The following is a 24,889-nucleotide window of genomic DNA, read 5'->3' as shown; positions in this document are numbered from 1 at the left end:
GATGACCTCGCTATCCGGTTTTCTTGGTTCTGCGACCGGAGAAGCGCGTCATCAGCGGTAGATCGACCCGGTAGTAGAGCAGTGCGCCCAGGGCAGTCGACACCACCAGGCACAATGCCGCCCAGCCCAGCCAGCCGGCGAAGCCGTACTCGTGGCCGCCGATGAAGTACCGCGTGATCAGCACCATCACCGGGAACTGGATCAGGTAGAACGCGAACGAGACATTCCCCAGCCAGACCATGACCTTCGACGAGTTCACTCCGCGAATGCCTTGCAGGTCACGCGCGGCGAGGGTGGCGACCACGGCGGTCATCGGGCCCAGCAGCAGCGCGGACATCTTGTAGTTGACCGGCACCACCCAGGTGGCCGCGTAGGAGAGGGCCAGCAGTGCCAGCGGCAGCCCCATACGCGTATTGCGCCAACGGCCTTCGAGCACCATGCGGGCCGCGAGCACGCCGACGAAGAACTCCGGCAGCCGCGACGGCGGGAAGTTGTAGCTCAGCCAATAGGACGGCGCGACCGGGATGTCGGGGCGCGCGAACCAGGCGGGCGAGGAATGCAATTCGAACTTCGGCGACACATCGCCCGGCACCAGTCGCGGTGCGAAGGCGTTCGCGATGCCCTTGGGGCCGTCCACGAACAGGAAGTACGCGGTGTGCAGGGCCAGCACGAACAACAGCAGGCCGATGGTCCAGGCCAGCAGATGCCGGGTGGGGATGCGCCGGATCAGCGGCAGGAAGATCGGAAAGCTCAGGTAGAACAGCATTTCCGAGGCCAGCGACCAGGACGGCACATTGAGCCCGCCGACGGTGGTCGACTTCGGGAACCAGGTGTGCACCAGCAGCAGATTCGGGACCCACACCACCAGCCGGTGCAGCGGCACGCTCGCCGCCAGGATGAAGGCCACCGAGGCGATCAGATGCGACGGGTAGATCTTCAGCACCCGGCGCCAATAGAACCGGGGCACCGAGGATCCCGGCTTGAACGACCAGTAGATGATGAAGCCGGACAGCACGAAGAAGAACGTGACGCCGGCCGCGCCCAGCTGCATGGGCATGAAGTAGTGGATGCGCCGGAACAGGTCCGACTTCTGGAACGGATACACCGGCAGGAACACCAGTGCGTGGAGGAGGAAGACGGCGAATGCCGCCCACCACCGGGCCCCCGTCAGCGACGGAAGGGCCGGGCGGCTGCGCGCGATATCGGGCGACGCCGCGGTGACCCGCGGCGCCGTACGAAGGTCGGTCATGACCTTTACCGATCTACTGAGCTATTGATCTGTCCGGAATCAGTACCCGGCCTTGGGATCGAAACCGGGGTCCGACAGCGTCGGCGGCGCCGGCTTCGTGGTGGTGGTAGGCGCCGGATCGGTGCTCGGCGATGGATCCGAAATGGGCGCCACCGCAACATTTTCCGGGGCGACAGGGGTCGACGGTGCGGCGGAGACCGCGGCAGCCGCGGCGGTCGTGACCACTGCGCCCGCGGCGACGGCCAGGGCGATGCGAAGCGGCATAGGGGATTTCATCACTGGAACCTCTCGATCGATACTCGTGGTGGATCGGACGGCCGAGCCTGGCTCAGACAGCTTTGGCTGCGCTGGCGGGCCGCTCGCAGATGACGACGGGGATGTCGCGGTCGGTGCGCGTCTGGTAGACGGCGAAACCGTGGTACGCCTTGACGATTCGCGGCCACAGCACGGCCTTCTCCTCGGCACTGGCCTTGCGGCCCACCCAGGGCTCGGTGACGCCGTCGATGGTGAGTTCGATCTCCGGGGTGGCCAGCAGGTTCTTGTACCACTCCGGATCGCGGTCGTCGCCCTCCTTGGAGGCCACCAGGATCACCCGGTCCGGCTCCATGAGCGGCACCCACAGCACCACGCTGCGCTTGGCGCCGGACTTGCGGCCGATGACGTGCAATTCGATGGCGGCCATGCCGAACTGGCGGTTGCCCCACTTGCCGCCGCTCACGTCGAGGATGACGTGGTGGATATTGCGGATCAGCTTGAGCACCTGGTCGAACAGGTAGTTGCGCAGCTTGGCGGAGCGCCCGGTGCGGACCTTGCCCTTGCCCTTGCGCGGTGAGGTGATGGCGACATCGGCGATGCGCAGCACATTGCGGAACGCGACGCCCAGCACCCGGAAGGCGAGGTGGCGGGTGACGAAGTCGGCGGCGAACGGAATCGCGGCCTGCGCGTTGGTGGTCCACACCACGCGGGTGCCGCCGGGCACCTTGGAGAAGGTCAGCTCGGCGCCCTGGTGGCGGATGGCCGGCACACCGCTCTCGATCACCCAGCCGAACTTGCGGGGGGCCTCGTTGGCGGTGATCCGTTCGGTGTAACTGCCGAACAGCCAGGACATCTTGCGGACCGCCCCGACGCCGTACGGGGCGTCGGCGCCCGGCTCGACCAATTCGTTGCGCAGGAGGAAGGGCGACGCGGTGTAATTGCCGGAATCGGCGAACCATTCGTACACGGTGTCGATCGGGGCGCCGATGATGCGCTCCACCCGGAGTGTCTGCATGGTGAATCCTTATCGGTTCAAATGAAATTCGAGCGGTATCGGTGGAATGAGCGGAGACTCAGCCGAGCTTGCGCAGCCGGGGTGCGAGATCCCGGGCGAAGAGGTCGAGGAAACGCGCCTGATCGTGGCCCGGGGCGTGGAAGACCAAGTGCCGCATGCCGGCCCGGATATAGGGCTCGATGTGCGAGACCACCTCGTCCGGATCGGTGCCGACGATCCAGCGCCTGGCGATCTGCTCGATCGGCAGCGCGTCGGCGGCGGCCTCCATCTCGATCGGATCGGAGATGGAGTGCTTCTGTTCCGGCGTCAGCGAGAGCGGCGCCCAGAAGCGGGTGTTCTCCAGCGCCAGTGCGGGATCGGTGTCGTAGGAGAGCTTGATCTCGATCATGGTGTCCACGTCCGCGACGCTGCGGCCCGCCTTCTCCGCGCCCTCGATGACGGCCGGCATGAGCTTCTCGGTGTAGAGATCCATGCCCTTGCCGGAGGTGCAGATGAAACCGTCGCCGACCCGGCCCGCGTAGCGGGCGACCAGGGGACCGCCCGCCGCGATGTACACCGGGACGCCGTTCTCCGGCACGTCGTAGATGGAGGCGCCGACGGTCTTGTAGTACTGCCCCTCGAAATCGGTGCGCTTACCGGTCCACAGCGCCCGCATCAACTCCACGGATTCGCGCAGCCGGGCGTAGCGCTCCTTGAATTCCGGCCATTCGCCGGTGAATCCGGTGGCGATCTCGTTGAGCGCCTCACCCGATCCGACACCCAGCATCACCCGATCCGGGTAGAGACAGGCCAGGGTCGCGAACGCCTGGGCGATGACGGCCGGGTTGTATCGGAAGGTCGGGGTGAGCACCGAGGTGCCGATCTGGATGCGGCGGGTGCGCTCACCGGCCGCCGCCAGCCAAGCCAGTGAGAAGGGCGCGTGACCGCCGTTGTACCGCCAGGGCTGGAAGTGATCGCTGATCATGGCGCTGTCGAGGCCGTGCTCCTCGGCCGCTACCGTGAGCTCGACGAGTTCGCGCGGCGCGAACTGCTCCGCCGAAGCCTTGTAGCCCAGTCGAAGTTCTGTCACGATTTTTCCCCTGAATTCTTTCTCGATGACTTATGAAAAAGCCTATAGACGATTTACGGCGATGAAATAGCAAGCATTTGTCAGGTGAGCGGTGCGACGACGGAATATTCGGCGGTTTCCGGCTCGCCTTTCACCACCAGTGCGACATGCAGGCGGGACGGGCAGTTGAGTTTCGCCATCACCTGCCGGAGATGATTGATGACGGTCCATTCGGCAATGCCGAGCTGGCTGGCGATCATGCGATTGGTGAGCCCGTCGGCGACCAGGAAGGCGATCTCCCGCTGCCGATCGGTGAGCACGTCCAGCGGCGAATGCGCCTGGACGGTGATATCGGGCCCGGACAATGCGGCGGCGGCGATATCGCGGAGGGTGCGGGCGCTTTCCGGGCGGATCAGATGCGCGACCCGCGCCGCATCGCCGTCGATGTCCTCGGGCAGCGGGAGTGCGTAGACGGTGCGCAGGTGGTTCACGCCGCCGAACAGCAGGGCCGCCTGCTCGGCGAACTCCGGGCCGGCCGCGCGATAGACCAGCGCACAACCCTCGACGGCCGCGAGGGTGTCGAGAATATGGCTGCCGCGCAGCGGATTTCGCAGTGCCTCGCGGTAGGTCTCCAGTGTGTGCCGGGTGGCGGGCTCGGGCGCCGCGAGGCCGGTGGCCCGACCGGCGGCGGCCGCGTCGCCGAGTCGCCGATGGGCCTCGGCCGCGCGGGTGAAAAGGCCTGCCGCCCTGCGGGATCGGCCGGTGCGCCGCGCCCAGCGGCCGAGCAGTTCGAGGGCCGCCGGCAGGGCCGGATCCGGTGCGCCGCCGGGCCGGTCCGCGGGCTCGTTCGCGAACTGGCCCAGCAGCGCTTCGAGTTCGGGCAGGTAGCCGAACTGCACCCAGATGTCCTCGAGCAGCGCGGCCAACTCGACCGCGCGTCCCGGCTGCCCCAATTCCAGCAGTCGCCCGGCGGTGGCCAGGAAGTCGTCGATCCGCTGCTCGGCCACGATCAGCGCGCCCGCGCGCTGATCCGGCCGATCCAGTTCGCGGGTAATGCGCTGTGCCAGTTCACAGCAGCGGTCGGCGTGCGTGCGGCGGATGCGGTCGCCGCGGGCGCGGTCGGCGTCGAGCAGGCGGCGGCAGTAGTCGCGGACGGTGGCGATCAGCTCATAGCTCGGGTGACCGGCGTCGTTGACGGTGCGCTGGAGCAGGCTGTGGCCGATGAGGGTGGTCAGGGTGCCGCCGATGAACGTCTCCGCCATGTCCACCATGAGCGCGACGGTGTCCGGATCCACCGCCGATTCGCACAGTGAAAGATGCAGCAGCACATCGACGATGGGTTCGTCGAGCCGTTCCATGCCCCAGGCGACCGCCTCGGACAGGGAACGGTGCCGCGCGGGCACATCGACGTAGGGCAGCGGCGCCAGGCCCGCACCGGACCGGATCAGCTGCAGGGTCCGCACCGGTCCGATGCGGTTGACGGTGATGGCCGCGAGTTCCAGTGCCAGTGGCACGCCGTCGAGTTCGCGCGCGATCTCGTCCAGCACCAGCCGATTCGCGGCCGAGCTCCGGTAGCTGCTGTCGATGCCCGCCAGCAGCAGCCGCGCCGCCGGGGACGAGGCCGGGCGGTAGGGTCCCGCGTCGGGCCGGGTGCGCAGCGGGCGGACGCAGACCACGTACTCGCGTTGCAGATTGAACAGCACCCGGGTGGCGGCCACCACCACCAGATCCGGGCAGCCACGCAACAGCCGGCCGAGATCGTGGGTGATCAGTCCCGTCACCCGATCGCAGTTGTCCAGCAGCAGCACGGTCCGGGAGTCGCCGACCCGGTCGGTCAGCCGCTCGAGCGCGGATTCCGCGGTGCCGCCGCCGGTTTCGGCGGGGCAACCGGCGGCGGCGAGCACGGTGTGCCAGGCCTCCGCGCGGGTGCCCGCCTCGGCGAGATCCACGATGATCTCGCCGCCGGAGTGGGCGCCGGACGCCAGCGCCTCCTGCGCGAGCCGGCTCTTGCCCACCCCGGCCGGCCCGGTCAGGGTGAGCAGGCGGACCCGCGGATCGTCGATGAGACAGCGGATTTCGGTGACCTCTTTGTCACGACCGACGAGAGCGGGGAGGCGGAGGCTGTCGAACTCCGCTTCATCGTCGGTAATCGGGTCGACACCTGCGCTCGGCCACTGCAGACCAGTACTACGGGTCACCTTGTCCTCCTTGCGGGCGGCCGGATTCGGTTACGCCGGAACCCTTTCGGTGCTTCCGGGAACAGTGCGGCGACGGGTGGCGACCGCGGTGGCGAGGCGGTCGAGTTGTTTCGCGGTGACCGACCAGCTCAGGCAGGCGTCGGTGATGGACTGCCCGTACACCAGATCGGCGGCGGCGCCGAGGGTGAGATCCTGCCGGCCGGGGAGCAGGAAGCTCTCCAGCATGACCCCGACCACGCTGCGGTCCCCCGCCGCGATCCGGGCGGCGAGATCGGTGACGACATCGACCTGGCGTTCGTGGTCCTTGCCGCTGTTGCCGTGGCTGGCGTCCACCACCACCCGCTGCGGCAGCGTCGCCTTCTCCAGCCGCAGGCAGGCCTCGGCAACGGAGTCGGCGTCGTAGTTGGGCCCGGTGCTGCCGCCGCGCAGGATCACGTGGCAGTCGGCATTGCCGGTGGTGCGGATGAGCGCCGAGCGGCCGTCCAGATCGGTGCCGGGGAAGACGTGGCTGGCGCCGGCGGCGCGCACGCCGTCCACGGCCACCTGCACGTCGCCGTCGGTGCCGTTCTTGATGCCGACCGGCATGGACAGCGCGCTGGCCAGCTGCCGGTGCACCTGACTGGCGGCGGTGCGGGCGCCGATTGCGCCGTAGGACACCAGATCCGCGATGTACTGCGGGGTGATCGGGTCGAGGAATTCGCAGGCGACCGGCAGGCCGAGCGCGGTGATGTCGACCAGCAGCCGGCGGGCCTGGCGCAGACCGGTGTTGATGTCGAAGGTGCCGTCCAGGTGCGGGTCGTTGACCAGCCCCTTCCAGCCCAGTGTGGTGCGCGGCTTCTCGAAGTAGACGCGCATGACCACGTGCAGCTGATCGGCCAGATCGGCGGCGTGCGAGGCCAGGCGGCGCGCGTAATCCATGGCGGCGGCGGGGTCGTGGACCGAGCAGGGGCCGACGATCACCAGCAGGCGATCGTCGAGTCCGGTGAGCGTCTCCACGGTGGCGCGGCGGCCGGCCCGGACGATGGCGGCAAGGGTGTCGTCGATCGGATGCGCCAGGCGCACATCGGCGGGTGAGAGCAACGGGCTGATGCCCAGCGTGCGCCGATCGTCCAGATCGGAGCGTGCGGGAGCCAGCGCGATATCAGTATTCATTCGATAACCCTGGATATCGGTGAGAGAATACGCGGAATATGCGCGGAACAGCTGGGTCGGGAATACGGCGCGCTATTTACGCGAGGGGGAATTTCGAATGCGAGCACAGCGGTGCCGCTCGAATAGCGTGACACTCCGCGGAATACCGAGTCAAGTGTGACCCCGATCACAATACGACGAATTCGGTGAAATTATCGAGCCACGATCGGCACACAATTCCGTGGCCTTCGATGCACTATCGTCCCACGATGGCGGACCGGCGCGAATGCTACTAAAGACGCATTCGGATACTCCCGCTTACCCCGTTCGGAGAATATTCAGCCGCCGGCGGCGCCGATAGGCTGGCGGCATCACCCATGGGAAAGGAGCATCGTCAATGAAGACCATCATCGTGTGTACTTCGGTGTCGCATGGCAACACCAGGAAGGTCGCCGACGTCATCGGTCAGGTCCTGCAGGCCCGCGTCGTCGCACCCGGGCAGATCTCGCCGGCCGAACTCACCGGGTACGACCTGGTGGGCTTCGGCTCCGGGATCTTCCTCGGCAAGTTCCACAAGGAGCTGCGCGAGTTCGTCGAGGCCCTCCCGCAGGTGCGGGCTACCAAGGCATTCGTGTTCGCCACCAGCGGATTCCCCGAGAAGCCGGCGAAGCCCTACACGAACCTGCTGGCGAAGCCGCTGGAGCAGAAGGGCTTCGAGGTGGTCGATACCTTCACCACGCGTGGGTTCGACACTTTCGCGCCGTTCAAGCTCGTCGGCGGTCTGCAGAAGGGCCACCCCGACGCGGACGACCTGCTGACGGCGCAGGCCTTCGCCGAGGGACTGCGCACCCGCATCGGCATTCGGTCCTGACGGAGTCCGCGGCCTGCAACGGCGCCGGTGCGGCGGGCACAGATAAACAGATAACAGCGGAGGGGCGGCCATTCGGCCGCCCCTCCGCTGTTTTTTGTTGTTATTGAAAAGAGCACCGAATCAGAGTGCGCGGCGGGCGTATTCGCCCGCGTCGATGCCGCGCAACCGGCAGAACTCACCGAGCTGCCCGCCCAGCAGGACATCGGTGCCGGCGAGGGCGCCCACCGTCGGGGCGCCGAGGACCACCATGAGCTGGCGGATCTGGGTCAGCCAGGCGATGAGCGTCGATACCAGGGCGTCCACGCCCTCGCCTTCCAGCACGGACAGGAAGTGGCCCGAGGCGCCGACCGCCTTGGCGCCCAAGGCGAGTGCGCGGACCACGTCCAGGGGATGCCGCACGCCGCCGGAGGCCAGCAGGGTCACCTGGCGGCGGTGCGCGACCGCGGCGGCGTCCAGCAGGCAGGCGGGGGCGGACTGTCCCCAGTCGCCGAGGTAGGCGAAATCCTCGTGCGGGCGGCGGGCATTCTCGATGGTGGCGAAGTTGGTGCCGCCGCGGCCCGAGACGTCGACCGTCGTCACGCCGAGGTCGGCGAGGCGGGTGACGGCCGGGCGGGTCATGCCGAAGCCGACCTCCTTCACGATCACCGGCACGTCGATGGCCTCGACCAGCGCGGAGATCTGCCGCGGCCAGGCCGTGAAGTCCCGATCCCCTTCCGGCATGACGATTTCCTGGATGGTGTTGATGTGGATCTGCAGGGCGTCGGCCTCGATCAGGTCCACCGCGCGCTTGGCCATGTCCGGGGTGGCATTGGCGTTCACATTGGCGATGACGAAACCGCCCGGATTCTCCTCGCGCAGTACCCGATACGTGGGCGCCACCGCGGCGTCGGCCAGGTAGGCGCTCATGGATCCGGAGGCGATGGGCACCCCGGCCTCCCGGGCGGCGATGGCCAGGCCCCGGTTCACCTCACCGGTGCGGGCGCTGCCGCCGGTCATGGCATTGATGTACAGCGGTGCGGCCCACCGCTTCCCGGCGACCTCGGTGGTGAGCGAGACGTCCGATTCGGCGATGCCGGCCAGGGCGTGGTGGACGAAGCGCACCTCGTCGAACTGGTTCGCCTCTTGCGCGGCGCGGCGCACGTGATGCTGTTCCACCGCGAGCCGCACATGGTCGTCCTTGCGGCTGCCGTAGATCTCCGACACGGTTGTCACCGGTACTGTCCTTTCGCTGAAAACGGTTGGTGCACCTGTAGTTCGAGCGGCACGATGCCGGTGTCCCGCCACCGCTGCCGGAGTTGCCCGGCCATCGCGGGGACGACCAGCGCGATCCCGCAGTCGCCGCCGCCGGCGCCGGAGCTCTTGGCGACCGCGCCCAGCGCCTCGGCGGACCGGCGCAGCGTGGCCAGTTCCGCGGTCTCCACCACCACGCCGGCCAGCGCGCTCACCGCGCGCAGCAGCGCCCCGGCCGCGGCCACCGCAGTCACCACGGAGGCGTCGTCCCCGGATTCCAAGGCGGACACCAGGGTTGCGACGCAGGTATTGCTGGCGGCCACGAAACGCGCGTAAGCGTTGGTGTCGCCGGCCACGCCGCGACGCAGCAGTTCGACGAGACCGCTGGACACGGCCGGAGTCCCCGACCAGCCGACCGCCAGCCGCACACCCTGCGGCGCGGGCACCCGGCGCGCCGACATCCCCGGCCACGGCCGGTCCACCAGCGGGCTGATCCGGGCGCCGGGCAACGCGAATTCCCGTGCCAGCCGGTCCCGGTCGGGTGCGCGGTAGGCGACCCAGCCGCCGATCATGGAGGCCGCCACATCCCCGCCCGAGCAGCGGGGATCGACCGTGAAGGCGGTCAGCAGCGCCAGCCGCAGCAGTGCGTCGCCGGGGAGTTCGAAGTCGTACGCCCGGGCGAGCGCGCGCACGACTCCGACGGTCACGGCCCCGGACGACCCGAGCCCGAACTTCCGGCCGGTCCCGGCATCGTCGAGCGCCGAACGGATGTCGAGGTGGAATCCGAGTACCTCGTAGCCCTGTTCGCGGGCGTACCGCTCGACCAGCTCGACAGCGGTGAGCACGTGCCGCAAGGCCGCGGCGGTGCCCAGGTTCTCCTCCACGACAATGGATTTCGTACCGCTACGGCCCAATTCGACCGGCCGGGGGCCGGTCCGGGCGGTCGTCACCGACCGCCGGGCCGCCGGCCCCCGCTCACCGGGCGTGACCTCCACCGTGAGATACCGGTCCACCGCCACCAGCACCGCCGCCCCACCGGGCTCCAGTACCGCGTATTCGCCTGCTACATAGAGCTTTCCGGGCACCTCAACGCTGATCATGCCCGCTCACCACACTGAATTCGGTATCGGCCGGGACCGTGAGGTCACCGAGCCGGGCGCCCGGCCCCGGGTTCGCGACGAGAACGCGCTGGGCCGCACCGGTTTCGGTCAGGGCGGCGGCCACGACGGCACTGTCGTGGCGATCGCACAGGACCTTGACATTGGGGCCCGCGTCCATGGTCGCGTACGCGGCGATCCCCTCGGCGCGCAGCGCCAGCACCCGATCCAGGACACGCATGGAACCGGGCGCGAAGTAGCGGACGGCCGGACGCGCGCCGAGCATGGTGGCGTGCATGCCCAGCGCATTGCGCTCGGCGATCTCACCCACGGCCGCAAGGTCTCCCGCGGCGATGGCCCGGTGCATCTCGACCAGATCGTCCGCGCTGGACCGCACCCAGGGTTCATAGAACGGCGAGGTCTCGACGGTGCGGCGCATGGCCTCCCGGCTCGCGATCGCCTTCTCCCGGGCGTCCACCATGGCGACGACCAGGGCCGGATCCAGCAGCGGCGCCGCGACCGGCTCCGCGTAACTGCTCAGATCGCCTGCCGCGCCGTCGCCTTCGCCGCGATGCCACTGGGCGAAGCCGCCGTAGAGGGAGCGGGCGGCGCTGCCCGATCCCCGCCGGGCCAGCCGTGACAGCGCGCGGCGGTCGAGGCCGAGGCCGTAGGCGTCCGCGGCCGCCAGCGCCAGGGCGGCGAAGCCGGAGGCCGAGGAGGCCAGCCCGGCCCCGGTCGGCCCGGTATTGCGGGTGGCCACCCGGGCGCGGCGCGGATCGCCCGCCAGCTCCCGGACCAGGTCCAGGAAGCGGATCACCTTGCCGGCGAAGGCCGGAGCGGCGGGCGTGCCCGCGACAGTGACGTGGTCGGCGGTCAGCTCGTCGTCGACCGTCACCGTGGTCACGGTCGGGAAGACGCCGAGGGTCAGCGACAGGCTGCTGGTGACCGGCAGGTGCAGCGCCTCGTCGCGCTTGCCCCAGTATTTGATCAGCGCGATATTGGGGTAGGCCGTCGCGGTGCTGCCCGCCTCCCCCGGTACTGCGCGGCTCATACGGATCCCCCTCCGGCCGAAAGGAACTCGACGGTGTGGCAGCGCACCGCGCCCGCCGCGAGCAGGGCGTCGCGCACCCGTATCGCGGCCTCGTGGTCCGCCGCCAATGCGATCACACAACCGCCCAATCCGCCACCGGAAAGCTTGGCACCCAAGGCTTCCGCCTCGAGTGCCGCGTCGATGAGCGTCTCGATCTCGGGGCAGCTGACGCCGAGCCGCGCCAGAATGGCATGGGCGGCGATCATTTTCGGCCCGAGCTCGGCGAACCGGCCGGTGGCCAGATCCACGGCCGCGGCGGCGGTGATCGCACCGGCCCGTTCCAGCAGCGTCTCGCCGAACTTGCCGAGCGCCTCGAGGGCGGCGCGCACCGTGGCCACCGCCTCGCGGGTGCTGCCGTACACCCCGGTGTCGGCCACCAGCAGTACCGGCAACACCGATCCGGCGGCCACCGGCAGCGGGGTGGCGGCGCCGTCGCGGAACCACAGCGGCCCGCCCGCGCTGATCACGGTGCGCGCGTCGACGCCGCTGGCCTTGCCGTGCGCGAGCGATTCCGCCCGCTGGACCAGCTCGAACATGGTGTCGCCGTCGAGCTTTCGCCCCTCGAGCGCCGCCACCGCCTCGATGATGGCGGCGGAACTCGCGGCGCTGGAACCGAAGCCGCGGCCGGCCGGAATGCCGCTGTCGACGGTGACGAACAGTCCGTCGTCCGGCCGCCCGAGGTGCTCGCACACCGCCGTCACGGCCAGCCGGGGCACCGCGGTCCCGGTCGAGCGGGCGGGCGCCGTTGCCCGCCCGCCGACGTCCAGGGAGGCGGATTCGATCACGACCGGGCCCTCGCACCGGCGGGCGCGGGCGGTCACCGGCAACGACGGCACCGGCAACGAGATGGCCGGCCGCCCGTAGAGCACCACGTGCTCGCCGAACAGGATGAGCTTGGCGCTCGCCCGCCCGGTGCCGAGCTCGGTGGTCTCGGCGCCCGGCCGGGCGAGCATGCGGGTCACCGGTCCGCCCCGTAGATTCTCGAGTGACCGGAGACGGCCGTGAGCCGGTACGGGCTCGCGGTGACGGCGGGCACCGTCAGCTCCGCGCCGTCGTCGGGCAGGGCGAAATCCCGGACGGCACGATAGTTCTCGTACGAGATGGGCTCGCGCCCGGCGATGGCGGCCCGGTTGCCCGCGGTGCGCAGCTGGTCGCGGTAGCCGGGAACCGGTGTCAGCGAGAACAATTCGGCCACCGCGCCCGAGCCGTAGCTGAACATCGCCACCGGCCTGCCGGTGAGATCCTCGGCGTGGTCGAGCAGCGACAGCAACGCGACATACAGCGACGCGGTGTAGCTGTTGCCGATCATGCGGTTGTAGACGGCGGTGCGGGACAGGTCCGCGTACAGGCGCGCGGCGGTGGGTTCGACACCCTTCAATTCCAGCAGCCTGGTGTGCGCCTTGTACGCCATCTTGGTGAAAGGCTGGTGGTAGCAGAAGCCGGCGAACTCGGCGAAACCGCGGCCGCCGCGGCCCTCGTAGTCCTTCCACGCCTGCTCGACGGCCTCCAGGTAGGCGCCGATGGACAGTTTCCCGTCAACCATCGGCGTGCTGCGGTAGTTGGGCCGCCAGAAGTCCTGCACATTGGCGGTGTACAGGCCGGAGGGCTCGTCCAGGACCGCCAGGGCCGGATTCGCCGCGACCAGCATGGCCACCGCGGCGCCGCCCTGGGTGGCCTCGCCCGCCGAGTCGAGATCGTATTTGGCGATGTCCGCGGCGATCACGAGCACGCGCTGCTGCGGGTCGCGGGCCACGATGCCCGCCGCCAGCTGCAGTGCGGCGGTGCCGCCGTAGCAGGCCTGCTTGAGTTCCACCGCGCGGGTCGCGGCCGACAGGCCGATCAGATCCTGCACGTACACCGCGGCCGACTTGGATTGGTCGATACCGGATTCGGTGGCGAACAGGATGGTCCGGATGCCGTCGGCGCCGTGCCGGGCGACGATCTGCCGGGCGGCCGCGGCCGCCATGGTCACGATGTCCTCGTCCGGCGCCGGGACGGTCTGGGCGGTCTGGCCCAGGCCGACGTAGTACTTGTTCACCTCGGCGCCGGTGTGCCTGGCCAGTTCGGCCAGGTCCATGGCGTAATGGCCGGTGGCCAGGGCGATGTCATGAATTCCGATGGGCTCGTTCACTGGCCCCGTCCTTCTCTGCCGATCGTTCGAAGCGGAGGTGGGTCCGCATCAGTTCGCCGGGATTCGTCTGTGCCGCAAGCAGAGACAATTCCCCGCAGAGCACGGCGGCGGCGGTGATGACCGCGAGCCGTCGCGCATTGCCCCCGGGTTCGCGGGTCTCGCGGCACCCCAGGCGCGTCAGATTCGCCTCGACGAAGTCGAGGGACTTGCCGTTGCCCACGGTGCCGACGATGAGATTCGGCAGCGCGCAGGAGAAGTAGAGATCGCCGTCGCGGTCCTCGGCGTGGGTGATGCCCTGCGAGCCCTCGACGATGTTCGCCGCGTCCTGCCCGGTCGCCAGGTAGACGCCCAGCAGCATGTTCGCGTAATGGGCGTTGGCGGAACGGATTCCGCCGGCCAGCGTGGTGCCGATCAGGTTCTTGCGGACATTGATCTCGGCCACCCGGTGGGCGGTGGTGTGCAGCCGCTGCTCGACGATCTCCCGCGGGATGAGGATCTCGGTGACCACGTTCTTGCCGCGGCCCAGGATCCCGTTGACCGCACTGGCCTTCTTGTCGGTGCAGAAGTTGCCGGAGATGGAGCCGTAGCGCACGCCGGGCACCGCGTCGATGATGTACCCGAGCAGGGCATCCGCGGCCAGGGTCGCCATATTGTGGCCGGAGGCGTCGCCGGTGGTGAACTCGAAGCGCAGGAACAGCAGGTTCCCGACGATCTGGTGATGCAGTTCGATCAGATTCGCGAACCGGCTGCATTCGGCGACGATGCCGCGCAACCGGGGCAGCTCGGCGTGCAACTGCCGGGCCGCGGCCAGCGCGGTGCCCGCGTCGTCCGCCTCCAACAGCACCGATCTGGTCATCCGCTCGTCCAGCAGCGTGGCCACGATGCCGCGGTCGCACAGCGTGGAGATCTTGGCGCCGCGGCCCACCGAGGGCCACAGCGGCGACTCGTAGGTGGCCAGCGGCACCTCGATCAGGCCCTCGGCGACATTGCCGGAGATCTTGACGGGCCCGACCCAGCGCATGGGCACGGTGGCCGCGGGAAAGGTGTCCTCGGTCATGTGCGCCATCACAATCCGAACTGCTGCTTGATACCGGTGGCGGTCACGGTGTCGCCGTGCACGGTCGGGTGGAACGGGATGCCGAGCACCTCACCGGCCGGGTTGAAGTAGCCATTGATCCAGGAATCCGGCGAGCATGTGCCGTGCCCCGCGGTGGCGGCCCGGGTGTCGAAGAAGTTCACGCCCAGGGTGTCCGCGGCCTCGCGCTGGGCGTCGTCGACGCGATCCAGGAAGGTGGTCATGGCGCCGGCCCGCGGCTGCACCATGCGGCCGACGGGGCTGTCCCAGCACCACTGCGGGTTACCGCGCTCGGCGACGGTCGGGTAGCCGACGAAGACGATCTTGGCCTGCGGCGCGTAGTAGCGGACGTAGTCCACGACCGGCTTGATCCAGCTCACGTACTGATCGCCGCTCACATTGCGGGCGTCGGGCGCCCGCCCGTCGGTGCCCGCGTCCGGACCGCAGCCCTGGATGAAGTTGGTCAGGCAGGTGACCTCGGCGTCGAGAGCGCGCTGATGATTGCCGGAGTTCCAGACATCGTTCTGGCCCAGCTGAATCGTGACCAGGCGGGTCCGGGAGCCGAAGGCGCCGGCGTCGGCGGCCTGCTTGGCCATGTAGGTGGCGGTGTAGTGCGGCGGGGTCGCCAGCGAGGCGCCCAGGCAGGCCACGTCGACGAGATCGTCGTCGGCCAGATTCAGCTGGTGCGCCAGCTGTTTCGGCCAGGAGGTCTCGGACCGCTCGCAATTCTTGTTGCCGCCGTAGCCGAAGCCGAGCGAGTACACGATATTGCCGTTGGTCGAATACGAGTCACCGATGGCCACGAACGCCTTGCCGTCCGCCGGCGCGTCGGCGGAGGCCGGCGCGACCGCGCCCAGCAGGGAGGCGGCGCCACACACCGAGGCCGCGGCCAGCACCCGGAACTTCTTGGAAACCTTCATGATTCGCAATCTCTCTCTACAGGCCGTGGATCTGGGTGAGGGTGGCGAGCGCGGTGTCGACGACCGACCACTGGGCGTCGATGGCGGCCGAGGTGAGGTCGTGGGTGACCGGATTCTGCAGGGCGACACCATTGGCCAGGTTGGCCGCGTTGACGCCGGCGAGCACTGTGCGCAGCAACTGACCCGAACCGACACCCGGGCCGGTCACCAGGTCGAGGCCTTCACCGAGGAAGTAGAAGCGCCACAGCGGGCCCACATCCGCGTTGTACGCGGCCTTGGTCTGCGAGACGATCAGGGAATTGTTGGCGCCGATGGCATCCAGGACGCGGAAGTAATCCGGGTCGTTGCCCTGAATTCCGGCCGCCGCCAGCGAATGCGGGATATCGACGCTCATATGCGCGTTGTAGCCGACCATTGCCGTGTAGGCCGGGGACTGCGTGCAGGTGGCGGCGAGGTCGAAGTACTTCGTCCAGTGCCTGGGCAGGGGCGCACCGGTGAACTCGGCGTGCAGGGCGCGCAGCCAGCTCTCGTAATTGCCGTCGTAGAACTGCGCCTGCAGTTCGGGATCGGCCAGGCCGGCGCCGGAGTGCAGCAGCGGCAGCACCGTCTGCCGGTCCGCGACATCGTCCATCAGCGCGAACAGGCCGCGCCGATCACCGTGGGCCACAAGGATTTCGGAGATCTTCCAATTGCGGTCGGCGAACTCGTCGGCCCGCTGCAGGGCGTCGCCGCCGGCCACGGTATCGACATCGGACAGGTCCGTGATCGTCGCGAGCTCACCGGTGCTGAGCGGCGTACCGCAGGCCGCCGCGCGCACCGGGACGGCGGCGGTGGCGGTGGCGGCGACGCCGGCGAAACCGGAACCGAGCACCGCTGCGCAGGCCATTGTCGCAACCATGAATCGACCATTGCGTAGCATCACTGTGATGCCCTTTCGGAAAACACTTGGGATTTGCCGCGATCGACCGATCGCATATTCACAAGGCTAAGTGTGGCAACGCACACAATTCCATGACAGCTGTTTGTCAGCCCCAGCGCAGCAGCAGCCTGCCCACCGTGCGCGGACCGGTCAGCCGGAGCGCCTGCAGCAGCGGCACATAACGGGGAATCACCTGGATCGGACGCCGCCGGATGGCGGTCAGAATCCAGTCGGCGGCCTGCTCCGGCGTGAGGCCGGGCAGACGCCGGTATTCGGGCGTCGGCGAGCTCATCGCGGTGTGCACCAGCGGGTAGTGCACCTCGGTCACCGCCACACCGCGACCGGACAGTTCGGCGTCCAGGCACCGGCCGAATCCGCTCAGCGCCAGCTTCGAACTGTGATAGGCCGAGAAGCGCGGCGACGTACCGGTGGGGACGGTCCAGGTGCCGACATTCACGATGTGACCGCGGCCGGATTCCAGCATGGCGGGCAGCAATCCGATGGTGAGCCGGACCGGGCCGAAGTAGTTGATGTTCATGGTGCGGCGGAAATCGTGTATGCGGTCGAAGGATTCGGTCACCGGGCGCCGGATGGACCGGCCCGCATTGTTGACCAGCACATCGACCGCGCCGACCTCCGCATCCACCCACCGCAGCAGGCCGTCGATCTCGGCGTCGTCGGTGAGATCGCAGGCGCGATGCACCGCCCGGCCACCGGCCGCGCGAATCTCGTCGCGCAGCAGGGCCAGTTCGGGTTCGCGGCGCGCCACCAGCACGACCTCCGCGCCGGCCGCGGCCGCGGCGACCGCCGCGGCCCGGCCGATACCCGAGGACGCCCCGGTGATGAGAATCCGCTTGCCCGATATGGGCTCGTCGATTCCCTTGTGCCGCACCGGCGCCGGCTGGTTCAGCACATCCGCGAGCCGCGCGGCCGCCCGGAGGACGCGCCTAGCCATGGGCGCTCACTCCCTCCCCGGCGAGCGCGGGCGCCCGGCCCGGCAGTTCGAGCAGCCGGCCGACCATGGCGGCCAGCACCGCCGGACCGTCCTGGGACAGCACCGATTCGGCGTGGAACTGCACCGAGGCGAACCGCTCGCCGCGCAGCGCGTACACCTCCCCGGTGACCGGATCGCGGCTCACCTCCACCCGACCGACCACGGAGTCGAACGCGTCGACGGCGCTGCGGGCCACGAAGGTGTTGTAGAAGCCCGCCCGCACCCGGGTGCCGAACAGCGTGATCTCCCGGGCCACACCCTGATTCGGCCGCTCCAGCCGATCGATGCCGAGACCCAGTGCGGTGCACAGGATCTGATGACTCAGGCAGACCGCCGCGAACGGCAGGCCGGTGGCCAGCAGTGTCTTCAGCCGCTCCCGCATGGCGGTGATGCGCGGATCCCCGAGCGCGAGCGGATCACCGGGCCCGGGGCCGAGCAGCACCAGATCGTGGTCGCGGAAGTCCACCTCCTCGTCGAATCGCGCGATGGTGAGCGCGAATCCGAGCGAGCGCAGCATGCTGGCCAGCATGGTGGTGAAGTTGTCGGCGGCGTCGATCAGCAGGATCGAACCGCTGCCCCGCGCCGCCGAACCGATCCGGCGGGAGCCGGCCTCGGCGAACCAGAAACCGGAGGCGAGCGCATTGCGGCTGCGCAGCGCGGCCGTGACGGCGGGGGTCGTGGCCAGGGCGGGCGGATGCGCCGCGACCCGGCCGTGCAGCAGACCCGCTGCCTTGGCGCGGGTTTCGTGCATCTCCCCCACCGGATCCGAATCCCGCACCAGCGTCGAGCCGACGCCGATGCGAGCAGTCCCGTCGGCGTCCACCACCGCGGTGCGGATCAGAATCGCCGAATCCATCCGCGCCGCGCCGCGCGCATCCCGGTCGATATAGGCGATGACGCCGCTGTAGTACCCGCGGCCGCCCGCCTCGTAGCGCGCGACCACGTCGGTGGCGCTCTCCAGCGGCGAGCCGACCACCGTCGGCGCGAACATGGTGGCGCGCAATACTTCCGCGACGCCGGCGTCGGTGCGGCCGCTCAGCAGGTACTCGGTATGGGCCAGGTGCGCCATCTCCTTCAGATACGGCCCGGTGACCGTGCCGCCCGCGGGGCAGAGCGCGGACATCATCTTGAGTTCCTCGTCCACGACCATGAACAGCTCGCCGTTCTCCTTGGCATCGCCGAGGAAGGCCAGCAGTCCGGGCACGGTCGGCCCGTCCGCGGGATAGCGGTAGGTGCCGCTGATCGGGTTCATCGACACGATCCCGTGCTCCAGCTGCGCGTGCGCTTCGGGGCTGGCGCCCACGAAGATCCGCGTGCCCGTGTACACGACATAGGTCCAGTAGGCGCCGCGTTCGCCGCGCAGCAGGCGGTCGAAGAGACCCAGCGCGGTGCGCAGCGGGTCGACCCCGAACGAGCCGACCAGGGCGCGGCTGATCACGAAGTTCGATCCGGCGCCGGTGCCGATCTCGTCGTCGATCACCGCGCGGACGATGGCGCGATAGTCGGCGTCGGAGACGTCGAAACGGAAACCGGCGGTGTCGATCTGCGCGGGACCGAACGGCGCGAGGGCCGCGCTCACCACGTCCGCATCGGCGATCTCGTGCTCGCGCACCGACATCGCCAGCAGCGGCGCGTGATCGTCGTTGCACGGGAAGCCGCGTTCGGCGATCTGCCGATACGGCACCAGGACCAGGAGCTCCGCCTGCTCGGCGGCCGCGGTCACCTGGTTCAGTTCGCCGAGTTCGGCGAATTCGCCCGCCAGTACGTCGATTTCGCCGCCGGACCGCTGCACCAGCGCGAACGGCTGCCGCGGCCCGCTGAGTAAGCGATGGAGCAGCCCACCGCCGGTATCTCTGCCGCGAATGTCCTTGCCGCCCATGTCAGATCCCCACCCGGGCGCCGGCCGTCAGGTCGGCCAGCAGGTCCGCGGTGGTACGCACCATGGCGCACCGTCCGGCCGCGTAGTCGAGGGTCAGCCGGTGATCGGCGGCGGAGAAGTCGGCGATGGCATCGGCGGCCAGGAAGGTCTCGATATCGCGCGAATACGACTCGGTGGCCGTGACCAGCACGCCGACATGGGCGTACACGCCGGTGACGATCATCTGGTCGCGGCCGTCGGCGCGGAGTCGTGCCAGCAGACCGGATTCGTGGAAGGCGCTGTAGCGCCACTTGGTGTACACCTGATCGTCCGGCCCGGGGGTCAGCTCGGCCACGACGGCGCGATCGGTCTCGTCGGTGGTCATGCCGGGCCCCCACAGGTCGCGGAGCAGACCCCGCTCGCTGGGCGTCATGCCGCCGGGTTGCGCGGTATAGGCGACGGCCACGCCCGCGCGCAGGCAGGCCGCGCGCAGCCGGGCGATATTGCCGACCAATTCCGAATAGGGTGAGCCGCCGGCCCGCAGCGGGCGCAGGAAATAATTCTGCATATCGTGGATCAGCAGAACCGCGCGATGCGGTTCCACGGTCCAGTCGACGACGTTCTCCGGCAATTCCGCCGAGGTGGGCATGTCATACGAAATGACGTCGGGAATTCCACCGAACATCATTACTCCTCTGTGTGTAGAAATTCGGCGCTCAACTACCGAGCGTGGCGCCGCCGTCCACGGTGAGCTCCTGCATCGTGATGTGCCGGGCCCGGTCGGACAGCAGGAATTCCACGGCGTCGACAATGTCGTCGGGATCGGCGATGCGGCCCAGCGGAATGCCGAGCCGGAACTGCTCGGGCACGCCGGCGATGGTGGCCTCGGCGCGGTCCTCGTGCTCCCAGCTGGTCCGCAGCATCTCGGTGCGGGTCGAGCCCGGGGAGACCACATTGCAGCGGATGCCGTACTTCGCGACCTCCAGCGCCGCGCACTTGGCCAGCATGGTCGCCGCCGCCTTGGACGCCGAGTAGGCCGACATGGACGCGCGCGGGGTGCGGGCGGCATTGGAGGAAACGGTCACGATGGCGCCGCGGCGGCGCGCGATCATGCGGGGCACGACCTCGCGAATCATCCGGAACACGCCGGTCGTATTGACCGCGAACATCTCGTCCCAGTCGGCCTGGGCCAGCTGGACGACCTCGCCGACGCGCAGGATGCCGACCGCGTTGACCAGATAGTCGATCGGGCCGATGTCGAGTTCGGTATCGGCGACGATGCGTTCGATATCCGCCGGGTCGGTGATGTCACCCTGCACGATCGCCACCCGGCCGGGGATCGATCGCAGGTCCTTCGAGGTGTCGGCCGCCAGATCGACCGCCACGACGGTCGTGCCCTGTCCGGCCAGCCGGTGCACGATCCGCTGGCCGATCCCACCGGCCGCACCGGTCACCAGCGCGATCCGCGACACCTCCGAATCCGTGCCTCGCTGCGGTCCGCTCATTCGAATCACCACACTTACGTCATAAATTCCGAGAATTCACCTGGTCGAGAGAAAGTTAGCCCGGGCCGATTGTGCGCGGATATAGCAGGAAGCTGCCGGACAGGATGTTGTCAATGCCGTCCGGGCACCTTGTCATCGAATTCGCGGCCGGCGATTCATACGATCGAACCACGCGTTGGAACCACACGAAAATTGGTTGACGGTATGACTCGTAATCATCAACTCATCTACGATCAGCTGATCGAGATCGCACCGGATTCCCGGCCCTGGATCAGCGATCACGGCTCGGCCGCGGTCCCCGTGGTCGACGACCGCGTGCAACTCACCGATATCGCCGACGCCGCCGCGCGCGCCGCGACGCTGTTCGAGGAGACCGGCATCCGGCCCGGCGACTACTGCGCGGTCTGGCTGGACGCCCCGCTGGACATCATGATCGTCATCGCCGCGCTCAGCGCGGTCGGCGGCGTCCCGGTGCTGATCAGTCCCGCCCTCGATGCCGAAACCCTGGCCCGCATGCTGGAACCCGTGACGATCACCCGCATCGTCACCACCTTCGACCGCCTGGCCAAATGCGAACAGGTCCAGACCCTCACACAGGTCGACGACTGGGCCGAACTCGCCGGCCGGCTGCCCGTTACGCCCCCGCGGCGTACCTCGGCGGTCTCCATGCCGGGCTCGGCCCCCTACGTCGTCACCCACACCTCCGGGACCACCGGCGTGCCGAAACTGGTGCAGTACACCAGGAAAGCCGCCGATCACCAGGGCTATGCGCAGGAGGTGCCGGCCATCCTGGGCCGGTTGCGCGGATACGCCGCCGTGGCCGTGTCACCCGTGCACTTCCGCACCGTGTCCGGCCTGCTCTGCGCGCTGCGCCGCAATGTGCCGCTGATCGTGCTGGCGGATCACTCCGCCGAGTCGGTGGCGCGCTATGTGCGGCGCTGGCAGCCGATCTATCTGGAGGCCCACCCCAACACCCTCATGCAGTGGGAACACCTGGCAGACAATGGAACTCTCGCCTCGGTACGCCACTACGTGAGCACCTTCGACGTCATCCACCCCGGCACCGTGAGCCGGCTGCTCGCGGGCAGCCGCTACCGCTTCGCCTCGTTCTTCGAGGCGTACGGGCAGTCCGAGCTGGGCGGTATCTCGGCCAAGGTGCATCTCAAGGGGTTCACCGGCCGGCGCTCCCGCTGGGGTCTCGGCCTGGGCGGGCATTCCACCGGATGGACCGCGCCCGGCTACTCGGAGGCCCGCATCGTCGGACCGGACGGCCGCCCGGTGCCCGCCGGCACACCCGGCCGGATCCAGGTGCGCTCCGAGGGACAGTTCCAGACCTACATCAACCGGCCCGAGGCGGCCGCCGCCAATCTCGACGCCGAAGGCTGGTGGGACACCGGCGATTACGGCAGGAAGACCCGCTTCGGCCGGCTCATCCTCATCGATCGCCAGATCGAGCGGATGACCACCATTCCGAGCGCCATCGCCCTGGAAGACGTGCTGCTGACCCGCATGCCGTGGCTGCTCGAAGCCATCGCGCTGGAACAGGACGGACGCGTCCAGCCGGTGGTCGCCGTCCGCGACCGGGCCTTCGAGCAGAACGCCTGGCGGACAGCGGTTTCCGGCCTGCCGCCGATGGCCCCGCCGATCGTCCTGGACTACGACGCCTTCCCCCGCACGGCGACCGGCAAGATCCGCCGCTCCGCGCTCGCCCAGCAGATCACAGGAATTCACCATGACCACTGAAACCTCCGCATTCGTGCGCCCCGCCCGGCTCAGCCTGGGCGACAAGGCCACCGCCTACTTCCGCCTCGGCAAGATGCGGGTCTACCACCACGTCTACGCCTGGCTGCTGGCCGTGCTGCTGCTGGCGCACGAGGGCATCAGCCGGTCCGGTATGGCCGTCGCGCTGCTGCTGGTGCTGGTCGGCATGTTCGCCATGAAGATCGCCACCTGCGCCGCCGACGATGTCGTCGGCTTCCGGGACGGCTCCGACGCCAAGAACTACGCCGACGGCGGTCACCTCCCGAAGTCCAACAAGCCGCTGCTGTCCGGCCGGCTCAGTGAGCGCGAGGCCATCGTCTTCGGCATCGTCACCGGGCTCATCGCGCTCGGATCCGGTGTGGCGCTGCTGCTTCCGCTCGGCGGCAATGTGCCGCTGCCGTTCCTGGCCATCTGGTTCGCGGTGGTCGCCATCGCCGTGCAGTACTCCTGGCTGTACCAGTTCAGCTACCGGCCCGGCGGGCTGGAGTTCGTGATCTTCCTCGTCAATGTGGCCGAGGTGCTCGGACCCTACTGGCTCATCGCCCGGCACTGGACCGCCGACTCCATCCTGATCGGCCCGCTGGTCGGCGTCTCCATGCTGCTGGTGGTGTCGTACGCCAACTTCGGTGACCGGGTCGGCGATCTGGCGGCCGGCCGGCGCACCCTCGCCGCCGTCGTCCCGCCCTCGATCTACCGGGCGCTCATCGCGGTGCTGTCGGTGGTGAGCCTGGCACTGCTGGTGGCGCCGTTCTTCTTCGGCTCGCTGAACCCGCTGCTGGTGATCTGCGTGGTGCCCGCGATCGTGCTGCGGGTCAAGCAGATTCGTGCCGGGCTGGTGCAGGATCAGGTGCAGCGCGCGGTCGTGCTCGGCTTCCGCAGCACCGACGCCCTGGGTCTGGGTCTCGCGCTCGCGCTGGTGCTGTCATGAGCCTGCGGCGCACCGCATCGGTGCTCAGCTCGCTGGCCGTGCTCGTCCGGCGCGGATTCATCCACCCGCGCCGCTTCGGAGCGGATCTGCGCTCGGCGAAGATCGCCGGCCGCTGCGGGCCCTTCCCCGCCATGATCAGCTACACGGCCCACTACGATCCGGACCGCACCGCCATCATCGACCGCCGCGGCGGCGTCACTTTCGGTGCGCTGGAGCGCGACTCGAACGCGCTGGCCCGTGGGCTCGCCGCGGCCGGCATCGGCCCCGGTGATACGGCCGCCGTGCTGGCCCGCGACCATCGAGGCATGGTGGCGACCATGATCGCCACCGGCAAGCTCGGGGTGCGACTGGTCATCATGAACACCGGTTTCGCCGGACCGCAGTTGCGCGACGTCGCCGCCCGCGAAGGCATAACCGTCTTGTTCCACGACGACGAGTTCGCCACCGCGGCAGCCGATCTCCCCGACAGCGTGCGGCGCTTCCGGACCTGGGCCGACGACCCGCGCCCGAACGGGGCGGCGCGCCTGGTCGACGATCTGATCGCCGCCAATACCTCCGACCCGCTGCCGCTGCCGGCCGAATCCGGCGGACTGGTGCTGCTCACCAGCGGCACCACCGGCACGCCGAAAGGCGCGGCGCGCAAGCGCATCTCGCCGCTGCAGTCCGCGCAGCTGCTGGACCGGGTTCCGCTCACCCCCGGCGGCGTCATGATGATCGCCGCGCCCCTGTTCCACGCCACCGGCCTGGGACAGTTCACCCTCGCGCTGGCGCTGGGCAAGACCGTGGTGTTCGGCCGCGGCAAGTTCGACGCCGAGGCGACGCTCGCCGCGGTGGCCGGGCATCGTGCCGACACCCTCATCGTGGTGCCCACCATGCTGACCCGGATGCTGGATCTAGGCCCGGAAATCCTTGCCCGGTACGATGTCTCGTCGCTGCGGATCATCGCCAGCGGCGGCTCGGCGATCTCGCCCGGCCTCAGCGCCCGCACCGCCGCGGCGTTCGGCGATGTGCTCTACAACAACTACGGCGCCACCGAGGTCGCCGCCGTCTCGGTGGCCACCCCGGAGGAACTGCGCCGGGCGCCGGGCACGGTCGGGCGCCCGCCGGTGGGTGTGCGGGTGGCCCTGTTCGATCCGGACGGCCGCGAGGTCACCGAACCCGGCAGTCCCGGCATCATTTTCGTCGCCAATGGCATGAGCTTCGGCGGCTACACCGACGGCCGGGACAAGGACCGCCGCGCGGGCATGATCTCCACCGGCGATGTCGGCCACTTCGATCACTCCGGGCTGCTGTTCCTCGACGGCCGCAGCGACGACATGATCGTCTCCGGCGGCGAGAACGTCTACCCCGTCGAGGTGGAGAATCTGCTCGTCGACCGGGACGATATCGCCGACGCCGCGGTGATCGGCGTGGACGACCCGGACTTCGGCCAGCGCTTGCGGGCGTTCGTGGTGGCGCAGCCGGGCGCCGAACTCGATGCCGACGAGATCCGCCTGCACGTCAAATCCCAGCTGGCCCGCTACAAGGTGCCGCGCGATGTGGTCATCGTGCCGGAGATTCCGCGGAATCCCACCGGCAAGATCGTGCGCGCCCAACTCAGCCTGATCGCCTGAG

The 24,889-nt window shown here is 69.2% G+C and carries 22 protein-coding genes; 4 read left to right on the top strand and 18 right to left on the bottom strand.

Annotated elements, in window-relative coordinates; all coding sequences use genetic code 11:
* Positions 1–10: 10 nt before the first annotated feature.
* The 6 genes from ACH438_RS24140 to ACH438_RS24115 all read right to left on the bottom strand — a co-directional run bounded on the left by ACH438_RS24140 (position 11) and on the right by ACH438_RS24115 (position 6,917).
* A complete protein-coding gene (locus ACH438_RS24140) occupies positions 11–1,249 on the bottom strand; it encodes an acyltransferase family protein (protein ID WP_397008844.1) in 1,239 nt (412 codons plus the stop codon).
* 39 nt (positions 1,250–1,288) lie between these two features.
* Positions 1,289–1,513, bottom strand: a complete 225-nt coding sequence (locus ACH438_RS24135) for a hypothetical protein (protein ID WP_397008842.1) — start codon at positions 1,511–1,513, stop codon at positions 1,289–1,291.
* A 64-nt stretch (positions 1,514–1,577) separates the two neighbouring features.
* Positions 1,578–2,519 carry a nitroreductase/quinone reductase family protein gene (locus tag ACH438_RS24130; protein ID WP_397008840.1) on the bottom strand — a complete coding sequence of 314 codons (942 nt, stop codon included), beginning with the start codon at positions 2,517–2,519 and terminating at the stop codon, positions 1,578–1,580.
* A gap of 58 nt (positions 2,520–2,577) precedes the next feature.
* Positions 2,578–3,591 carry a glucose-6-phosphate dehydrogenase (coenzyme-F420) gene (gene fgd / locus ACH438_RS24125; RefSeq protein ID WP_397009162.1) on the bottom strand — a complete coding sequence of 338 codons (1,014 nt, stop codon included), beginning with the start codon at positions 3,589–3,591 and terminating at the stop codon, positions 2,578–2,580.
* Positions 3,592–3,668: 77 nt separating this feature from the next.
* Complete coding sequence (locus ACH438_RS24120; protein ID WP_397008838.1) at positions 3,669–5,765, bottom strand: ATP-binding protein; 2,097 nt, start codon at positions 5,763–5,765, stop codon at positions 3,669–3,671.
* A gap of 30 nt (positions 5,766–5,795) precedes the next feature.
* Positions 5,796–6,917 carry a 3-deoxy-7-phosphoheptulonate synthase gene (locus tag ACH438_RS24115; protein WP_397008836.1) on the bottom strand — a complete coding sequence of 374 codons (1,122 nt, stop codon included), beginning with the start codon at positions 6,915–6,917 and terminating at the stop codon, positions 5,796–5,798.
* Between the two features lie 376 nt (positions 6,918–7,293).
* Here ACH438_RS24115 and ACH438_RS24110 point away from each other — a divergent pair, with 376 nt between their 5' ends.
* Positions 7,294–7,767, top strand: a complete 474-nt coding sequence (locus ACH438_RS24110) for a flavodoxin family protein (protein ID WP_397008834.1) — start codon at positions 7,294–7,296, stop codon at positions 7,765–7,767.
* Positions 7,768–7,887: 120 nt separating this feature from the next.
* Here the strand turns inward: ACH438_RS24110 and fni are convergent, their stop codons facing one another.
* From fni to ACH438_RS24050, 12 genes are all read right to left on the bottom strand, one after another.
* On the bottom strand, positions 7,888–8,979 hold the full coding sequence (fni, locus tag ACH438_RS24105; protein WP_397008832.1) for a type 2 isopentenyl-diphosphate Delta-isomerase: 1,092 nt from the start codon (positions 8,977–8,979) through the stop codon (positions 7,888–7,890).
* Positions 8,976–10,097, bottom strand: coding sequence for a phosphomevalonate kinase (locus ACH438_RS24100; protein ID WP_397008830.1), 1,122 nt, complete (start codon positions 10,095–10,097; stop codon positions 8,976–8,978). Before ACH438_RS24100 ends, fni begins: the two co-directional genes overlap by 4 nt.
* Positions 10,084–11,145, bottom strand: a complete 1,062-nt coding sequence (mvaD, locus tag ACH438_RS24095) for a diphosphomevalonate decarboxylase (protein ID WP_397008828.1) — start codon at positions 11,143–11,145, stop codon at positions 10,084–10,086. Before mvaD ends, ACH438_RS24100 begins: the two co-directional genes overlap by 14 nt.
* Positions 11,142–12,137, bottom strand: a complete 996-nt coding sequence (gene mvk / locus ACH438_RS24090) for a mevalonate kinase (protein WP_397009160.1) — start codon at positions 12,135–12,137, stop codon at positions 11,142–11,144. The genes mvaD and mvk overlap by 4 nt, the downstream gene beginning before the upstream one ends.
* A 5-nt stretch (positions 12,138–12,142) precedes the next feature.
* Positions 12,143–13,261, bottom strand: a complete 1,119-nt coding sequence (locus ACH438_RS24085) for a hydroxymethylglutaryl-CoA synthase (protein WP_397009158.1) — start codon at positions 13,259–13,261, stop codon at positions 12,143–12,145.
* A gap of 28 nt (positions 13,262–13,289) precedes the next feature.
* A complete protein-coding gene (locus tag ACH438_RS24080) occupies positions 13,290–14,372 on the bottom strand; it encodes a hydroxymethylglutaryl-CoA reductase (RefSeq protein ID WP_397008826.1) in 1,083 nt (360 codons plus the stop codon).
* An 8-nt stretch (positions 14,373–14,380) separates the two neighbouring features.
* Positions 14,381–15,310, bottom strand: a complete 930-nt coding sequence (locus tag ACH438_RS24075; protein WP_397008824.1) for an SGNH/GDSL hydrolase family protein — start codon at positions 15,308–15,310, stop codon at positions 14,381–14,383.
* A gap of 16 nt (positions 15,311–15,326) precedes the next feature.
* Positions 15,327–16,208: a DUF5995 family protein gene (locus tag ACH438_RS24070; RefSeq protein WP_397008822.1), complete on the bottom strand. Its 882-nt coding sequence runs from the start codon at positions 16,206–16,208 to the stop codon at positions 15,327–15,329.
* A 127-nt stretch (positions 16,209–16,335) separates the two neighbouring features.
* Positions 16,336–17,184, bottom strand: coding sequence for an SDR family NAD(P)-dependent oxidoreductase (locus tag ACH438_RS24065; protein WP_397008820.1), 849 nt, complete (start codon positions 17,182–17,184; stop codon positions 16,336–16,338).
* Positions 17,177–19,102 (bottom strand): anthranilate synthase family protein, encoded by a 1,926-nt coding sequence (locus ACH438_RS24060; protein ID WP_397008818.1) that lies wholly within the window; start codon positions 19,100–19,102, stop codon positions 17,177–17,179. The genes ACH438_RS24065 and ACH438_RS24060 overlap by 8 nt, the downstream gene beginning before the upstream one ends.
* A gap of 1 nt (position 19,103) precedes the next feature.
* Positions 19,104–19,769 (bottom strand): isochorismatase family protein, encoded by a 666-nt coding sequence (locus ACH438_RS24055; protein WP_397008816.1) that lies wholly within the window; start codon positions 19,767–19,769, stop codon positions 19,104–19,106.
* Positions 19,770–19,797: 28 nt separating this feature from the next.
* The gene (locus ACH438_RS24050; RefSeq protein WP_397008814.1) at positions 19,798–20,586 is read right to left on the bottom strand and encodes a 2,3-dihydro-2,3-dihydroxybenzoate dehydrogenase; all 789 of its coding nucleotides are present in this window, start codon (positions 20,584–20,586) and stop codon (positions 19,798–19,800) included.
* A 204-nt stretch (positions 20,587–20,790) separates the two neighbouring features.
* On the opposite strand from ACH438_RS24050, the gene ACH438_RS24045 reads away from it, so the two are divergent.
* Genes ACH438_RS24045 through ACH438_RS24035 form a run of 3 tightly spaced genes read left to right on the top strand, consistent with a single transcriptional unit; the run spans position 20,791 to position 24,888 of the window.
* A complete protein-coding gene (locus ACH438_RS24045) occupies positions 20,791–22,329 on the top strand; it encodes an AMP-binding protein (protein WP_397008812.1) in 1,539 nt (512 codons plus the stop codon).
* The gene (locus tag ACH438_RS24040) at positions 22,319–23,275 is read left to right on the top strand and encodes a UbiA family prenyltransferase (protein WP_397008810.1); all 957 of its coding nucleotides are present in this window, start codon (positions 22,319–22,321) and stop codon (positions 23,273–23,275) included. Before ACH438_RS24045 ends, ACH438_RS24040 begins: the two co-directional genes overlap by 11 nt.
* Positions 23,272–24,888 (top strand): AMP-binding protein, encoded by a 1,617-nt coding sequence (locus tag ACH438_RS24035; RefSeq protein WP_397008808.1) that lies wholly within the window; start codon positions 23,272–23,274, stop codon positions 24,886–24,888. The genes ACH438_RS24040 and ACH438_RS24035 overlap by 4 nt, the downstream gene beginning before the upstream one ends.
* The last annotated feature ends 1 nt before the right edge of the window (position 24,889 follow it).

Source organism: Nocardia sp. NPDC020380 (assembly GCF_044386975.1).
GTDB lineage: Bacteria > Actinomycetota > Actinomycetes > Mycobacteriales > Mycobacteriaceae > Nocardia.
The sequence above is the reverse complement of the archived record's forward strand: the minus strand, read 5'-3'. Positions and strand labels throughout refer to the sequence as shown.

Excerpts from the sequence above, each read along its gene's own strand:
- ACH438_RS24070 (WP_397008822.1), bottom strand. The coding sequence starts at position 16,208 with ATGGTTGCGACAATGGCCTGCGCAGCGGTGCTCGGTTCCGGTTTCGCC.
- ACH438_RS24085 (WP_397009158.1), bottom strand. The coding sequence starts at position 13,261 with ATGGACCTGGCCGAACTGGCCAGGCACACCGGCGCCGAGGTGAACAAG.
- ACH438_RS24065 (WP_397008820.1), bottom strand. The coding sequence starts at position 17,184 with ATGGCTAGGCGCGTCCTCCGGGCGGCCGCGCGGCTCGCGGATGTGCTG.
- ACH438_RS24040 (WP_397008810.1), top strand. The coding sequence starts at position 22,319 with ATGACCACTGAAACCTCCGCATTCGTGCGCCCCGCCCGGCTCAGCCTG.
- ACH438_RS24135 (WP_397008842.1), bottom strand. The coding sequence starts at position 1,513 with ATGCCGCTTCGCATCGCCCTGGCCGTCGCCGCGGGCGCAGTGGTCACG.
- mvk (WP_397009160.1), bottom strand. The coding sequence starts at position 12,137 with ATGCTCGCCCGGCCGGGCGCCGAGACCACCGAGCTCGGCACCGGGCGG.
- ACH438_RS24055 (WP_397008816.1), bottom strand. The coding sequence starts at position 19,769 with ATGATGTTCGGTGGAATTCCCGACGTCATTTCGTATGACATGCCCACC.
- ACH438_RS24035 (WP_397008808.1), top strand. The coding sequence starts at position 23,272 with ATGAGCCTGCGGCGCACCGCATCGGTGCTCAGCTCGCTGGCCGTGCTC.
- ACH438_RS24110 (WP_397008834.1), top strand. The coding sequence starts at position 7,294 with ATGAAGACCATCATCGTGTGTACTTCGGTGTCGCATGGCAACACCAGG.
- ACH438_RS24045 (WP_397008812.1), top strand. The coding sequence starts at position 20,791 with ATGACTCGTAATCATCAACTCATCTACGATCAGCTGATCGAGATCGCA.
- ACH438_RS24140 (WP_397008844.1), bottom strand. The coding sequence starts at position 1,249 with ATGACCGACCTTCGTACGGCGCCGCGGGTCACCGCGGCGTCGCCCGAT.
- ACH438_RS24100 (WP_397008830.1), bottom strand. The coding sequence starts at position 10,097 with ATGATCAGCGTTGAGGTGCCCGGAAAGCTCTATGTAGCAGGCGAATAC.
- ACH438_RS24080 (WP_397008826.1), bottom strand. The coding sequence starts at position 14,372 with ATGACCGAGGACACCTTTCCCGCGGCCACCGTGCCCATGCGCTGGGTC.
- ACH438_RS24060 (WP_397008818.1), bottom strand. The coding sequence starts at position 19,102 with ATGGGCGGCAAGGACATTCGCGGCAGAGATACCGGCGGTGGGCTGCTC.
- ACH438_RS24050 (WP_397008814.1), bottom strand. The coding sequence starts at position 20,586 with ATGAGCGGACCGCAGCGAGGCACGGATTCGGAGGTGTCGCGGATCGCG.
- ACH438_RS24115 (WP_397008836.1), bottom strand. The coding sequence starts at position 6,917 with ATGAATACTGATATCGCGCTGGCTCCCGCACGCTCCGATCTGGACGAT.
- ACH438_RS24075 (WP_397008824.1), bottom strand. The coding sequence starts at position 15,310 with ATGAAGGTTTCCAAGAAGTTCCGGGTGCTGGCCGCGGCCTCGGTGTGT.
- mvaD (WP_397008828.1), bottom strand. The coding sequence starts at position 11,145 with ATGAGCCGCGCAGTACCGGGGGAGGCGGGCAGCACCGCGACGGCCTAC.
- ACH438_RS24130 (WP_397008840.1), bottom strand. The coding sequence starts at position 2,519 with ATGCAGACACTCCGGGTGGAGCGCATCATCGGCGCCCCGATCGACACC.